The sequence below is a fragment of the Bacillus mexicanus genome, assembly GCF_050445615.1.
In the GTDB taxonomy this organism is placed as follows: Bacteria; Bacillota; Bacilli; order Bacillales; family Bacillaceae; genus Bacillus; species Bacillus mexicanus.
The window spans coordinates 15606-29697 of the sequence record NZ_JBCEYV010000006.1; the positions used below are offsets into that span (position 1 = coordinate 15606).

14 protein-coding genes and 1 other annotated feature are annotated in these 14092 nt (G+C 42.3%); all 14 genes read left to right on the forward strand.

Translation table 11 applies throughout. The features are described from left to right. Positions 1 to 55 precede the first annotated feature (55 nt). The 14 genes from sigH to rpsG all read left to right on the forward strand — a co-directional run bounded on the left by sigH (position 56) and on the right by rpsG (position 14084). Positions 56 to 712: an RNA polymerase sporulation sigma factor SigH gene (gene sigH, locus AAGG74_RS22620; RefSeq protein WP_162104332.1), complete on the forward strand. Its 657-nt coding sequence runs from the start codon at positions 56 to 58 to the stop codon at positions 710 to 712. Between the two features lie 93 nt (positions 713 to 805). Next, the gene (gene rpmG, locus AAGG74_RS22625) at positions 806 to 955 is read left to right on the forward strand and encodes a 50S ribosomal protein L33 (RefSeq protein WP_003156421.1); all 150 of its coding nucleotides are present in this window, start codon (positions 806 to 808) and stop codon (positions 953 to 955) included. A 33-nt stretch (positions 956 to 988) separates the two neighbouring features. Then, entirely contained in the window at positions 989 to 1168 is a 180-nt protein-coding gene (gene secE / locus AAGG74_RS22630; RefSeq protein WP_072182892.1) for a preprotein translocase subunit SecE, read from the forward strand. A gap of 179 nt (positions 1169 to 1347) precedes the next feature. Then, complete coding sequence (nusG, locus tag AAGG74_RS22635; protein ID WP_010332761.1) at positions 1348 to 1881, forward strand: transcription termination/antitermination protein NusG; 534 nt, start codon at positions 1348 to 1350, stop codon at positions 1879 to 1881. A 167-nt stretch (positions 1882 to 2048) separates the two neighbouring features. Beyond that, a complete protein-coding gene (rplK, locus tag AAGG74_RS22640) occupies positions 2049 to 2474 on the forward strand; it encodes a 50S ribosomal protein L11 (RefSeq protein ID WP_003156430.1) in 426 nt (141 codons plus the stop codon). A 94-nt stretch (positions 2475 to 2568) separates the two neighbouring features. Beyond that, entirely contained in the window at positions 2569 to 3267 is a 699-nt protein-coding gene (gene rplA / locus AAGG74_RS22645) for a 50S ribosomal protein L1 (protein ID WP_162104331.1), read from the forward strand. 45 nt (positions 3268 to 3312) lie between these two features. After that, positions 3313 to 3453: a sequence feature (ribosomal protein L10 leader region), on the forward strand. 65 nt (positions 3454 to 3518) lie between these two features. After that, entirely contained in the window at positions 3519 to 4019 is a 501-nt protein-coding gene (rplJ, locus tag AAGG74_RS22650) for a 50S ribosomal protein L10 (RefSeq protein WP_429677312.1), read from the forward strand. 45 nt (positions 4020 to 4064) lie between these two features. After that, on the forward strand, positions 4065 to 4436 hold the full coding sequence (gene rplL, locus AAGG74_RS22655) for a 50S ribosomal protein L7/L12 (protein WP_162104329.1): 372 nt from the start codon (positions 4065 to 4067) through the stop codon (positions 4434 to 4436). An 89-nt stretch (positions 4437 to 4525) separates the two neighbouring features. After that, the gene (locus tag AAGG74_RS22660) at positions 4526 to 5131 is read left to right on the forward strand and encodes a class I SAM-dependent methyltransferase (RefSeq protein WP_429677314.1); all 606 of its coding nucleotides are present in this window, start codon (positions 4526 to 4528) and stop codon (positions 5129 to 5131) included. A gap of 243 nt (positions 5132 to 5374) precedes the next feature. Then, a complete protein-coding gene (gene rpoB / locus AAGG74_RS22665; protein WP_162104327.1) occupies positions 5375 to 8956 on the forward strand; it encodes a DNA-directed RNA polymerase subunit beta in 3582 nt (1193 codons plus the stop codon). A gap of 61 nt (positions 8957 to 9017) precedes the next feature. Then, entirely contained in the window at positions 9018 to 12617 is a 3600-nt protein-coding gene (gene rpoC, locus AAGG74_RS22670) for a DNA-directed RNA polymerase subunit beta' (RefSeq protein WP_429677316.1), read from the forward strand. A 176-nt stretch (positions 12618 to 12793) separates the two neighbouring features. Then, the gene (locus AAGG74_RS22675; RefSeq protein ID WP_162104325.1) at positions 12794 to 13042 is read left to right on the forward strand and encodes a 50S ribosomal protein L7ae-like protein; all 249 of its coding nucleotides are present in this window, start codon (positions 12794 to 12796) and stop codon (positions 13040 to 13042) included. 113 nt (positions 13043 to 13155) lie between these two features. Beyond that, on the forward strand, positions 13156 to 13572 hold the full coding sequence (rpsL, locus tag AAGG74_RS22680; protein ID WP_003225781.1) for a 30S ribosomal protein S12: 417 nt from the start codon (positions 13156 to 13158) through the stop codon (positions 13570 to 13572). Between the two features lie 41 nt (positions 13573 to 13613). Then, on the forward strand, positions 13614 to 14084 hold the full coding sequence (gene rpsG, locus AAGG74_RS22685) for a 30S ribosomal protein S7 (RefSeq protein ID WP_003156447.1): 471 nt from the start codon (positions 13614 to 13616) through the stop codon (positions 14082 to 14084). Positions 14085 to 14092 lie beyond the last annotated feature (8 nt).

Below are 14092 nucleotides of genomic sequence, written 5' to 3' on the forward strand. Positions count from 1 at the left end.
CTTTTTTGCCCAATATTGTATAATATTTCTATCTACGTGCGCCGGGGGGATCGGAGTGAATCTACAGAACAACAAGGGAAAATTCAACAAAGAGCAGTTTTGCCAGTTGGAGGACGAGCAGGTCATTGAAAAGGTTCATGTTGGGGACAGTGATGCGTTAGATTTCTTGATTACAAAGTACCGAAACTTTGTTCGCGCAAAAGCAAGATCCTACTTTTTAATAGGAGCGGACAGGGAGGATATTGTTCAGGAAGGTATGATAGGCCTCTATAAGTCTATTCGCGACTTCAAGGAGGACAAGCTTACCTCATTCAAAGCTTTCGCAGAATTATGTATTACCCGCCAAATCATTACCGCAATAAAGACAGCTACTCGCCAGAAACACATTCCTTTGAATTCCTACGTCTCATTAGATAAACCGATTTTTGATGAAGAGTCAGACCGAACACTGCTTGATGTCATTTCAGGAGCGAAAACTTTAAATCCTGAAGAAATGATTATCAACCAGGAAGAATTTGATGATATTGAAATGAAAATGGGAGAATTATTAAGTGATTTAGAGAGAAAAGTACTCGTTTTATATCTCGACGGAAGAAGCTACCAAGAGATTTCCGATGAACTGAACCGGCATGTGAAATCGATCGACAATGCTCTTCAGCGTGTGAAGCGCAAGCTGGAGAAGTACCTGGAAATTCGTGAAATCAGTTTGTAGTAGCAATTTAAAGTGATATTGACAGTATTTTTCTGTCTATGATATGTTACTAGGGATAAGAACTAATGTCTATTTAGAAAAAGGTGTAATGACATGAGAAAAAAGATTACGTTAGCATGCAAGACATGCGGAAACCGTAATTATACGACAATGAAGAGCTCTGCATCAGCGGCTGAGCGATTAGAAGTAAAGAAATACTGCAGTACTTGCAATTCACATACAGCCCATCTTGAAACAAAATAGTTTTTGCGCTTTTAAATTGTGGAGGTCTTTTACATGCGTATTATGAAATTCTTTAAAGACGTTGGGAAAGAAATGAAAAAGGTAAGCTGGCCTAAAGGAAAAGAGTTAACGCGTTATACCATTACGGTGATTTCAACAGTTATCTTTTTTATTATCTTTTTTGCCCTCCTTGACACAGGAATTTCTCAATTAATTCGTTTAATAGTTGAATAATGATCAGCAATACGTGCTATAATAGATCATAATATCACTTGCCAAAACCCGTTCAGCGGGTTTTTTATTGTGGCTTAAAACGAAAGTTAGCATAGGTTTTCTGCCTATTTTTTGAAGTATTATGGTAATTCACAAAAAACCAATTGCGGGGAGGGAAGGACTGGAGAGTCCTGAAGAGAATGGAAAAGAATTGGTATGTTGTTCACACGTACTCTGGTTATGAGAATAAAGTAAAAGCCAACTTGGAAAAACGTGTTGAATCAATGGGTATGCAGGATAAAATTTTCCGTGTGGTCGTACCTGAAGAAGAAGAAACGGATATTAAAAATGGCAAGAAGAAAGTCGTGAAAAAGAAAGTATTCCCAGGTTATGTGCTTGTTGAAATCGTCATGACCGATGACTCTTGGTATGTTGTCCGCAACACGCCGGGCGTCACTGGATTCGTAGGATCTGCCGGTTCTGGTTCAAAACCGACAGCGCTGCTTCCGGGCGAAGCGGAAACCATTCTAAAGAGAATGGGCATGGATGAACGCAAAACGGATATCGACTTTGAGTTGAAAGAGACAGTGAAAGTAATAGACGGGCCTTTTGCCAACTTTACTGGATCAATTGAAGAGATTGATTATGACAAAAGCAAGGTCAAAGTTTTCGTTAATATGTTCGGCCGTGAAACACCGGTTGAGCTGGAATTTACCCAAATCGATAAATTGTAATGTGAAAAAACTTGAAATCGCTATATATAAATGATAATATAGCAAAGGTACGTCTTGGACTTATCCAAGGCAACTAGCTTGATATTTCATCATTCATATAAAGAATGAAACCTTGAGTGGGAGGGTTTACCCTATTACCACATCACGGACTTAAGGAGGTGTGTCTCGTGGCTAAAAAAGTAGTAAAAGTTGTAAAATTGCAAATTCCTGCTGGAAAAGCTAACCCAGCACCACCAGTTGGACCTGCACTTGGTCAAGCCGGTGTTAACATCATGGGATTCTGTAAGGAGTTTAACGCTCGTACAGCTGACCAAGCTGGTTTAATCATTCCTGTTGAAATTTCGGTTTACGAAGACCGTTCATTTACATTTATTACAAAAACTCCGCCTGCTGCAGTATTGCTTAAAAAAGCAGCTGGAATTGAGTCTGGTTCTGGTGAACCAAACCGTAATAAAGTGGCAACCGTTAAGCGCGATAAAGTACGCGAAATCGCTGAAACAAAAATGCCTGACTTAAACGCAGCAGACGTTGAAGCGGCAATGCGCATGGTTGAAGGTACTGCACGCAGTATGGGTATTGTAATCGAGGATTAATTTGTTTCTTGTCGGGTTGCGAGTTTTAACAAGTTCGCAACCCTTATTCGTGGGAGGTTATTCCGCTATAACCACATAAGGAGGAAATTTTAAAATGGCTAAAAAAGGTAAAAAGTACGTTGAAGCTGCTAAGCTTGTAGAACGTTCTAAAGCTTACGACGTTTCTGAAGCAGTAGCTCTCGTTAAAAAAACAAACACAGCTAAATTCGACGCTACAGTTGAAGTGGCTTTCCGTTTAGGGGTTGACCCTCGTAAAAACGATCAGCAAATCCGTGGAGCAGTTGTGCTTCCAAACGGAACTGGTAAAACTCAGCGCGTTCTCGTTTTCGCAAAAGGCGAAAAAGCGAAAGAAGCTGAAGCTGCTGGTGCAGATTTCGTTGGCGATACTGACTACATTAACAAAATTCAACAAGGCTGGTTCGATTTCGATGTAATCGTAGCTACACCTGACATGATGGGTGAGGTTGGTAAAATCGGTCGTGTACTTGGACCAAAAGGTTTAATGCCAAACCCTAAAACTGGTACAGTTACATTCGAAGTTGAAAAAGCAATCGGCGAAATTAAAGCTGGTAAAGTTGAATACCGTGTTGATAAAGCTGGAAACATTCATGTTCCTATCGGAAAAGTTTCTTTCGAGGATGAAAAACTTGTTGAGAACTTCACAACAATGTACGACACAATCCTGAAAGCTAAACCTGCTGCAGCAAAAGGCGTTTACGTGAAAAACGTTGCTGTAACTTCTACTATGGGACCTGGTGTCAAAGTAGACTCTTCAACTTTCAACGTAAAATAATATTGACTCGACATCAACATTATGATATGATTCAAAATGTTGTAAAATAGAATATCATTTATACCGTAGACAGTAGGGGCCTAACAGCTTAATGATCCTACCGAGGTGTATATTATCACAGCTATTACGTTACGTATGCTTGTATATACAGCCTCCATGTCTCATGGAGGCTTTTTATATGGAATCCGTCGTCTCAGTCGTGATCACCTAACGGTATAAGTGTTACACAAGAATCTATAGGAGGTGTAACCATGAGCAGCGCAATTGAAACAAAAAAAGTTGTTGTTGAAGAAATTGCTTCTAAACTGAAAGAAAGTAAATCAACGATCATCGTTGACTATCGCGGACTTACCGTTTCTGAAGTAACAGAACTTCGTAAACAGCTTCGCGAAGCTAACGTTGAGTTCAAAGTTTACAAAAATACGATGACTCGCCGTGCGATTGAACAAGCTGAGCTTAATGGTTTGAATGATTTCTTAACTGGACCGAACGCGATCGCATTCAGCACTGAAGATGTTGTCGCTCCGGCTAAAGTTCTTAATGAGTTCGCTAAAAATCACGAAGCTCTTGAAATCAAAGCTGGCGTTATCGAAGGTAAAGTTTCTACTGTTGAAGAAGTGAAAGCTCTTGCTGAACTTCCATCACGCGAAGGCTTACTTTCTATGTTGCTTAGCGTACTTCAAGCTCCAGTTCGCAATCTTGCTCTTGCTACAAAAGCTGTGGCAGAACAAAAGGAAGAACAAGGCGCTTAATCTAATCAGTTTTTCATAAATTAAAACAAAATGGAGGAATTACAAATGGCTTTAAATATCGAAGAAATCATTGCTTCCGTTAAAGAAGCAACTGTACTTGAATTGAACGACCTAGTAAAAGCAATCGAAGAAGAATTCGGCGTAACTGCTGCTGCTCCTGTAGCTGTAGCTGGCGGAGCTGCTGGTGGCGGAGCTGCTGAAGAGCAAAGCGAATTCGACCTTATCCTTGCTGGTGCAGGTTCTCAAAAAATCAAAGTAATCAAAGTTGTACGTGAAATCACTGGTCTTGGCTTGAAAGAAGCTAAAGAACTTGTTGACAACACTCCAAAACCACTTAAAGAAGGTATTGCTAAAGAAGAAGCTGAAGAGCTTAAAGCTAAACTTGAAGAAGTTGGCGCTTCTGTAGAAGTTAAGTAATCTTCACTTACCTGTAGGGGGAGCTCGCTTTTATGAGGCGAGCTTTTTCTTTGCCATTCTTTAAGACACGACAAAAGGAGGTTCTAATAATGAGTGAGCACTATTATTCAGAAAAACCTTCAGTAAAAAGCAATAAGCAAACCTGGTCTTTTAGGCTTCGTAATAAAGATTTCATATTTACTAGCGACAGCGGAGTTTTTTCTAAAAAGGAAGTTGATTTTGGCTCCCGTCTGCTGATTGATTCTTTTGAAGAGCCTGAAGTTGAGGGTGGTATCCTAGATATAGGCTGCGGCTATGGCCCGATTGGTTTATCGTTGGCCAGCGACTTTAAAGACCGGATTATCCACATGATTGACGTCAATGAGAGAGCTGTAGAGCTATCAAATGAAAATGCGGAACAAAACGGGATAACAAATGTTAAGATTTATCAGAGTGATTTGTTTTCAAACGTTGATTCTGCTCAAACATTTGCTTCTATTCTTACAAATCCCCCAATCCGAGCCGGAAAAAAAGTTGTCCATGCTATCTTTGAGAAAAGCGCTGAACACTTAAAAGCTTCAGGTGAGTTGTGGATCGTCATACAGAAAAAACAAGGTGCGCCTTCTGCCATTGAAAAGCTAGAGGAACTGTTCGATGAAGTTTCTGTCGTTCAAAAAAAGAAAGGCTATTATATCATAAAAGCAAAAAAAGTTTGACTCGGTATTGCAGATATGTTAATATTGTAAAATGCCAATGTATATATTTTACTTGATATGATGAATTGTCAATATCTATGTATAAATTATACAAGTATGGAAATGCTAATAAAATCGGTATTTGTTTTTGGATGTGGTTTTCTTAATTAGAAACCCTTTTTTCTTTTGTCTTGTAAAAGCATTTTTTCTTAGAAAGAAATGCTTATTACACATATAATACGCATGATTTGAGGGGTGAATCAGTTGACAGGTCAACTAGTTCAGTATGGACGACACCGCCAGCGCAGAAGCTATGCTCGCATTAGCGAAGTGTTAGAATTACCAAATCTCATTGAAATTCAAACCTCTTCTTATCAGTGGTTTCTTGATGAGGGTCTTAGAGAGATGTTTCAAGACATATCACCAATTGAGGATTTCACTGGTAACCTCTCTCTTGAGTTCATTGATTATAGTTTAGGTGATCCTAAATATCCTGTAGAGGAATCAAAAGAACGCGATGTGACTTATTCAGCTCCGCTAAGAGTGAAGGTTCGTTTAATTAACAAAGAAACTGGAGAGGTAAAAGACCAAGATGTCTTCATGGGAGATTTCCCTATTATGACAGATACAGGTACTTTTATCATTAATGGTGCGGAACGTGTTATCGTTTCCCAGCTTGTTCGGTCTCCAAGTGTATATTTCAGTGGTAAAGTAGACAAAAACGGTAAAAAAGGTTTTACCGCTACTGTCATTCCAAACCGTGGCGCATGGTTAGAATACGAAACTGATGCGAAAGATGTAGTTTATGTCCGCATTGATCGCACACGTAAGTTGCCGGTTACGGTTCTTTTGCGTGCTCTTGGCTTCGGTTCCGATCAAGAGATTCTTGATCTCGTAGGAGAGAACGAATACCTGCGAAATACGCTTGATAAAGATAATACAGAAAACAGTGACAAAGCGCTGCTTGAAATTTACGAGCGTCTCCGTCCTGGAGAGCCGCCTACAGTTGAAAATGCGAAAAGCTTGCTTGATTCTCGTTTCTTTGATCCGAAACGATATGATCTTGCCAATGTAGGACGCTATAAAATTAATAAAAAACTTCATATTAAGAATCGCCTCTTTAACCAGAGACTTGCTGAAACGCTTGTTGACCCTGAAACAGGAGAAATCCTGGCTGAAAAAGGTCAGATTCTTGATAGAAGAACACTTGATAAAGTACTGCCATACTTAGAAAACGGCATTGGTTTCAGAAAGCTGTATCCTAATGGCGGCGTTGTTGAAGATGAAGTGACTCTTCAATCGATTAAAATCTTTGCTCCAACTGATCAAGAAGGAGAACAGGTTATTAATGTAATCGGTAATGCTTACACCGAAGAAGAGATTAAAAACATCACGCCTGCTGACATTATTTCTTCTATCAGCTACTTCTTCAACTTGTTGCACGGAGTAGGCGACACAGATGATATCGATCATCTTGGAAACCGTCGTTTGCGTTCTGTAGGTGAGCTTCTCCAGAACCAATTCCGTATCGGTTTAAGCCGTATGGAGCGTGTGGTTCGTGAGAGAATGTCAATTCAAGATACGAATACAATTACACCTCAGCAGCTGATCAATATTCGTCCTGTTATTGCGTCGATTAAAGAGTTCTTTGGAAGCTCTCAGCTTTCACAATTTATGGACCAGACGAACCCGCTTGCTGAATTAACACATAAGCGCCGTCTGTCAGCATTAGGGCCGGGTGGTTTGACACGTGAGCGTGCCGGAATGGAAGTGCGTGACGTTCACTACTCTCACTATGGCCGTATGTGTCCGATTGAGACGCCTGAGGGTCCGAACATCGGTTTGATCAACTCGCTTTCATCATATGCAAAAGTAAACCGTTTTGGCTTTATCGAAACGCCATATCGACGCGTTGACCCTGAAACAGGGAAGGTAACGGGCAGAATCGATTACTTAACTGCTGATGAAGAGGATAACTATGTTGTCGCACAAGCGAACGCTCGTCTTGATGACGAAGGCGCCTTTATCGATGACAGCATCATTGCCCGTTTCCGCGGGGAGAACACCGCTGTATCCAGAAGCCGCGTAGACTACATGGATGTATCGCCTAAGCAGGTTGTATCTGCTGCGACAGCATGTATCCCGTTCTTGGAAAACGATGACTCTAACCGTGCCCTAATGGGAGCGAACATGCAGCGTCAGGCTGTGCCTTTGATGCAGCCGGAAGCGCCATTCGTTGGAACTGGTATGGAATACGTATCAGGTAAAGACTCTGGTGCCGCTGTGATTTGTAAACACCCTGGTATCGTTGAACGCGTAGAGGCGAAAAACGTTTGGGTGCGCCGTTATGAAGAAGTAGACGGTCAAAAAGTAAAAGGAAACTTGGATAAATACAGCATGCTGAAATTTGTCCGTTCCAACCAAGGTACGTGCTACAATCAGCGTCCGATCGTAAGTGTCGGCGATGAAGTGGTAAAAGGAGAAATCCTTGCTGACGGACCTTCTATGGAGCTTGGTGAACTTGCGCTTGGCCGTAACGTAATGGTCGGCTTCATGACATGGGATGGTTACAACTATGAAGATGCCATCATCATGAGTGAACGTCTTGTAAAGGATGATGTTTATACATCTATCCACATCGAAGAATATGAATCAGAAGCACGTGATACGAAACTTGGGCCTGAAGAAATCACTCGCGATATACCAAACGTCGGTGAAGATGCGCTTCGCAATCTTGATGATCGTGGAATCATCCGTATCGGGGCAGAAGTAAAAGACGGAGATCTTCTTGTTGGTAAAGTCACGCCTAAAGGTGTAACTGAACTGACTGCTGAAGAACGTCTGCTTCACGCCATTTTTGGTGAAAAAGCCCGCGAGGTTCGTGATACTTCTCTTCGTGTGCCTCACGGCGGCGGCGGAATTATCCACGACGTTAAAGTCTTCAACCGTGAAGACGGAGACGAACTTCCTCCAGGTGTAAACCAGTTAGTACGCGTATATATCGTTCAGAAACGTAAGATTTCTGAAGGAGATAAAATGGCCGGTCGTCACGGTAACAAAGGTGTTATCTCTAAGATTCTTCCTGAAGAGGATATGCCTTACCTTCCTGACGGCACACCAATTGACATCATGCTTAACCCGCTGGGCGTACCATCACGTATGAACATCGGGCAGGTATTGGAGCTTCACATGGGTATGGCCGCTCGTTACTTAGGCATTCACATTGCATCTCCTGTATTTGATGGAGCGCGAGAAGAGGATGTTTGGGAAACGCTTGAAGAAGCCGGAATGGCTCGTGACGCTAAAACAGTTCTTTACGACGGGCGCAGCGGAGAGCCGTTTGATAACCGTGTATCCGTCGGTATCATGTATATGATTAAACTTGCTCACATGGTTGACGATAAACTTCATGCACGCTCTACAGGTCCTTACTCACTTGTTACGCAGCAGCCTCTTGGCGGTAAAGCACAATTTGGCGGACAGCGTTTCGGTGAGATGGAGGTATGGGCACTTGAGGCTTACGGTGCGGCTTACACTCTTCAAGAAATTCTGACTGTGAAGTCTGATGACGTGGTTGGACGTGTGAAAACATACGAAGCGATCGTTAAAGGCGACAATGTTCCTGAACCAGGTGTTCCGGAATCATTTAAAGTATTAATCAAAGAACTTCAAAGCTTAGGTATGGACGTGAAAATCCTTTCTGGTGATGAAGAAGAAATAGAAATGAGAGATTTAGAAGACGAAGAAGATGCAAAACAAGCTGACGGTCTGGCATTATCAGGTGATGAAGAGCCGGCAGAAACAGCATCGGCAGACGTTGAACGAGATGTAGTAACAAAAGAATAGTCTCTAGTTATAAAGGCAAGTGACATCGGTTAATCCGAAGATAAAAAGGGAGGTAGGCCCCTTGCTAGATGTGAACAATTTTGAGTATATGAACATCGGTCTTGCTTCACCGGATAAAATCCGTTCATGGTCTTTTGGTGAAGTGAAAAAGCCTGAAACGATAAACTATCGTACGTTAAAACCTGAAAAGGACGGTCTTTTCTGCGAACGCATTTTCGGACCGACGAAAGACTGGGAATGTCATTGCGGGAAGTACAAGCGAGTTCGTTATAAAGGCGTAGTTTGTGACCGCTGTGGAGTCGAAGTAACACGGGCTAAAGTCCGTCGTGAGAGAATGGGGCACATTGAACTGGCTGCCCCAGTTTCCCACATTTGGTATTTTAAAGGTATTCCAAGCCGTATGGGTCTTGTGCTGGATATGTCACCTCGTGCTTTAGAAGAAGTCATTTACTTTGCTTCTTACGTTGTAACTGATCCGGCAAACACACCGCTTGAAAAGAAACAGCTTCTGTCTGAGAAAGAGTACCGTGCATATCTCGATAAATACGGTAACAAATTCCAAGCATCTATGGGTGCAGAAGCGATTCATAAACTTCTTCAAGATATCGATCTTGTAAAAGAAGTTGATATGTTAAAAGAAGAGCTGAAAACATCACAAGGACAGCGTCGTACTCGTGCGATCAAACGCCTTGAAGTTTTAGAAGCCTTCCGTAACTCAGGAAACACGCCTTCTTGGATGATTCTTGATGTGCTTCCTGTTATACCGCCTGAGCTTAGACCAATGGTTCAGCTAGACGGCGGACGTTTTGCGACTTCTGATTTGAACGACCTATATCGTCGTGTCATCAACCGCAACAATCGTTTGAAACGCCTTTTAGATCTTGGTGCGCCTAGCATCATTGTTCAGAATGAAAAGCGTATGCTTCAAGAGGCTGTCGATGCCTTAATTGACAACGGCCGCCGCGGACGTCCAGTAACAGGTCCTGGTAACAGACCGTTAAAATCTCTTTCTCACATGTTGAAAGGGAAGCAAGGACGTTTCCGTCAAAACCTTCTTGGTAAACGTGTCGATTACTCCGGTCGTTCTGTAATCGTTGTTGGTCCTCATTTGAAAATGTACCAATGCGGATTACCGAAGGAAATGGCGCTTGAACTTTTCAAACCTTTCGTTATGAAAGAACTTGTTGAAAAAGGTCTTGCTCACAACATTAAGAGTGCAAAACGTAAAATTGAGCGCGTACAGCCTGAAGTTTGGGATGTATTAGAATCAGTTATCAAGGAGCATCCGGTCCTTCTGAACCGTGCCCCTACACTTCACAGATTAGGTATCCAAGCGTTTGAACCAACGCTTGTTGAAGGACGCGCAATCCGTCTTCACCCGCTCGTATGTACAGCTTACAACGCTGACTTTGACGGTGACCAAATGGCGGTTCACGTACCTTTATCTGCGGAAGCTCAAGCTGAAGCACGCATCTTGATGCTTGCTGCTCAAAACATCTTGAACCCTAAAGATGGTAAACCGGTTGTAACTCCGTCTCAGGATATGGTATTAGGTAACTATTATCTGACACTTGAGCGTGCCGGTGCTGTCGGTGAAGGCATGGTCTTCAAGAATACAGACGAAGCGATACTCGCTTATCAAAACGGATATGTTCACCTTCATACGAGAGTAGCTGTTGCAGCTAACTCCCTTAAAAATGTGACATTCACTGAAGAACAGCGCTCAAAATTGTTAATTACAACTGTCGGTAAGCTTGTCTTCAATGAAATTCTTCCGGAATCATTCCCTTACATGAATGAACCGACGAAGAGCAACATTGAGGAAAAAACACCTGACCGTTTCTTCTTAGAAAAGGGTGCGGATGTGAAAGCTGTCATTGAACAACAGCCAATCAATGCACCGTTTAAAAAAGGTATTCTGGGTAAAATCATCGCGGAAATCTTTAAACGATTCCATATCACGGAAACGTCTAAAATGCTTGACCGCATGAAAAACCTAGGTTTCAGATATTCAACAAAAGCTGGTATTACAGTTGGGGTTTCTGATATCGTCGTACTCGATGATAAACAAAAAATCCTTGAGGAAGCGCAAAGCAAAGTTGATAACGTTATGAAGCAGTTCCGACGTGGTCTCATCACTGAAGAAGAGCGCTATGAGAGAGTTATCTCTATCTGGAGTTCAGCGAAAGATGTTATCCAAGGCAAACTGATGCAATCACTCGATGAAATCAACCCAATCTACATGATGAGTGATTCTGGTGCCCGTGGTAACGCATCTAACTTTACACAGCTTGCCGGAATGCGCGGTCTGATGGCCAACCCGGCTGGACGTATCATTGAATTGCCAATCAAATCAAGTTTCCGTGAAGGTCTGACAGTATTGGAGTACTTTATCTCCACTCACGGTGCGCGTAAAGGTCTTGCCGATACTGCCCTTAAAACTGCTGACTCAGGTTACCTTACACGCCGTCTCGTTGACGTTGCACAGGATGTTATCATCCGTGAAACTGATTGCGGAACTGACCGAGGCATCCTTGCTCAGCCTCTTAAAGAAGGTACTGAAACAATTGAGCGCTTAGAAGAACGCTTAATCGGCCGTTTTGCACGGAAACAAGTGAAGCACCCTGAAACAGGTGAAGTGCTTATAAATGAAAACGAACTGATCGATGAAGACAAAGCATTGGAGATTGTAGAAGCCGGCATTGAAGAAGTATGGATTCGTTCTGCCTTCACATGTAATACGCCTCATGGTGTATGTAAACGATGCTATGGCCGAAATCTTGCAACTGGCTCCGATGTTGAAGTCGGTGAAGCTGTCGGAATCATTGCTGCCCAATCAATCGGTGAGCCTGGTACACAGTTAACAATGCGTACATTCCATACAGGTGGGGTTGCCGGAGACGATATTACTCAAGGTCTTCCGCGTATCCAAGAGCTTTTCGAAGCGCGTAATCCGAAAGGTCAGGCAACAATTACAGAAATCGACGGTACAGTCGTTGAGATCAATGAAGTTCGTGATAAGCAACAGGAAATTGTGGTCCAAGGCGCAGTGGAAACACGTTCTTATACGGCACCTTATAACTCCCGCCTGAAAGTAGCGGAAGGAGATAAAATTACTCGAGGCCAAGTACTGACAGAAGGTTCAATCGATCCGAAAGAACTTCTCAAAGTAACTGACCTGACGACTGTTCAAGAGTATCTTCTCCATGAGGTTCAAAAGGTTTACCGTATGCAGGGTGTTGAAATCGGTGATAAGCACGTAGAAGTAATGGTCCGCCAGATGCTTCGTAAAGTCCGCGTTATTGATGCCGGTGACACTGATGTGCTTCCAGGTACATTGCTGGATATTCACCAATTTACTGAAGCGAACAAAAAGGTATTAGTAGAAGGGAATCGTCCTGCTACAGGCCGTCCTGTCATACTTGGTATTACAAAAGCATCTCTTGAAACTGATTCATTCTTATCTGCTGCATCCTTCCAGGAAACAACACGTGTCCTTACAGACGCAGCGATCAAAGGTAAGCGTGATGAGCTTCTCGGCTTGAAAGAGAATGTTATCATCGGTAAGCTTGTTCCGGCTGGTACAGGTATGATGAAATACCGTCAAGCAAAACCAATTTCAAAAGTTCAGCCGAATGAAGACATGGTACCGGTTGAATAACTGATGAAATGCTGCTGAAAGACTGGAAAATCAGTCTTTCAGCAGATATTTTCATAAAAAATCATTCTATGAGAAGATTAAAACTAAAAATGTCATACCTTGTTGACATTCGTCTCCTAGAATGATAATATAACCAAGGTGCTCGAAATAAACCTGTTACTTTGGAGGATATGTTTATGTCTTATGATAAAGTATCACAGGCCAAATCAATTATTATTGGTACGAAGCAAACAGTGAAAGCTCTCAAACGAGGTTCAGTAAAGGAAGTAGTCGTTGCAAAAGACGCAGATCCGACGCTCACGTCAAGTGTTGTTTCACTTGCGGAAGATCAAGGTATCTCCGTTTCAATGGTAGAATCCATGAAAAAGCTCGGCAAAGCCTGTGGAATTGAGGTAGGAGCAGCCGCTGTTGCCATTATTTTATAACGTACTTTTGTTTTTGCGTAAGAAGCTTTCTTCTGCAAAGACATTGTTTTTTGCCTTTTGATGAACCACCTGGGTATGTGGGTTATAAAACGTAATGAAGGGAGGAAAAAGATATGCCTACAATTAATCAGCTAATTCGCAAAGGACGCGTGAGTAAAGTAGAAAACTCAAAGTCTCCTGCACTTAACAAAGGATACAACAGCTTTAAAAAAGAGCACACTAATGTATCTTCTCCACAAAAACGCGGGGTATGTACTCGTGTTGGTACAATGACACCGAAAAAACCGAACTCAGCACTTCGTAAATATGCTCGTGTTCGTTTAACTAACGGAATTGAGGTTACTGCTTACATTCCTGGTATCGGTCACAACCTGCAAGAGCACAGTGTTGTACTTATCCGCGGCGGACGTGTAAAGGATTTACCAGGGGTACGTTACCACATCGTTCGTGGTGCGCTTGACACTGCTGGAGTTGAAAACCGTGCGCAAGGCCGTTCTAAATACGGAACGAAAAAACCTAAAGCAAAATAATGAACGAAAATACTCATAATTGATGAAGGGAGGATATTCAGATGCCACGTAAAGGTCCTGTAGCAAAAAGAGATGTTTTACCTGATCCGCTTTACAACTCTAAGCTTGTATCTCGTCTAATCAACAAAATGATGATCGATGGTAAAAAAGGTAAGTCTCAAACAATCCTATACAAGTCATTCGATATCATTAAAGAACGTACTGGCAATGATGCAATGGAGGTTTTCGAACAAGCATTGAAAAACATCATGCCTGTACTTGAAGTAAAAGCACGCCGTGTAGGTGGTGCGAACTACCAAGTTCCTGTAGAAGTTCGTCCTGAACGTCGTACGACTCTTGGGCTTCGTTGGTTAGTTAACTACGCTCGTCTTCGCGGAGAAAAAACGATGGAAGAGCGTTTGGCTAACGAAATCCTTGACGCAGCTAACAACACTGGTGCTGCTGTTAAGAAACGTGAAGATACTCATAAGATGGCTGAAGCAAACAAAGCATTTGCTCACTATCGTTGGTAGGTTTCATA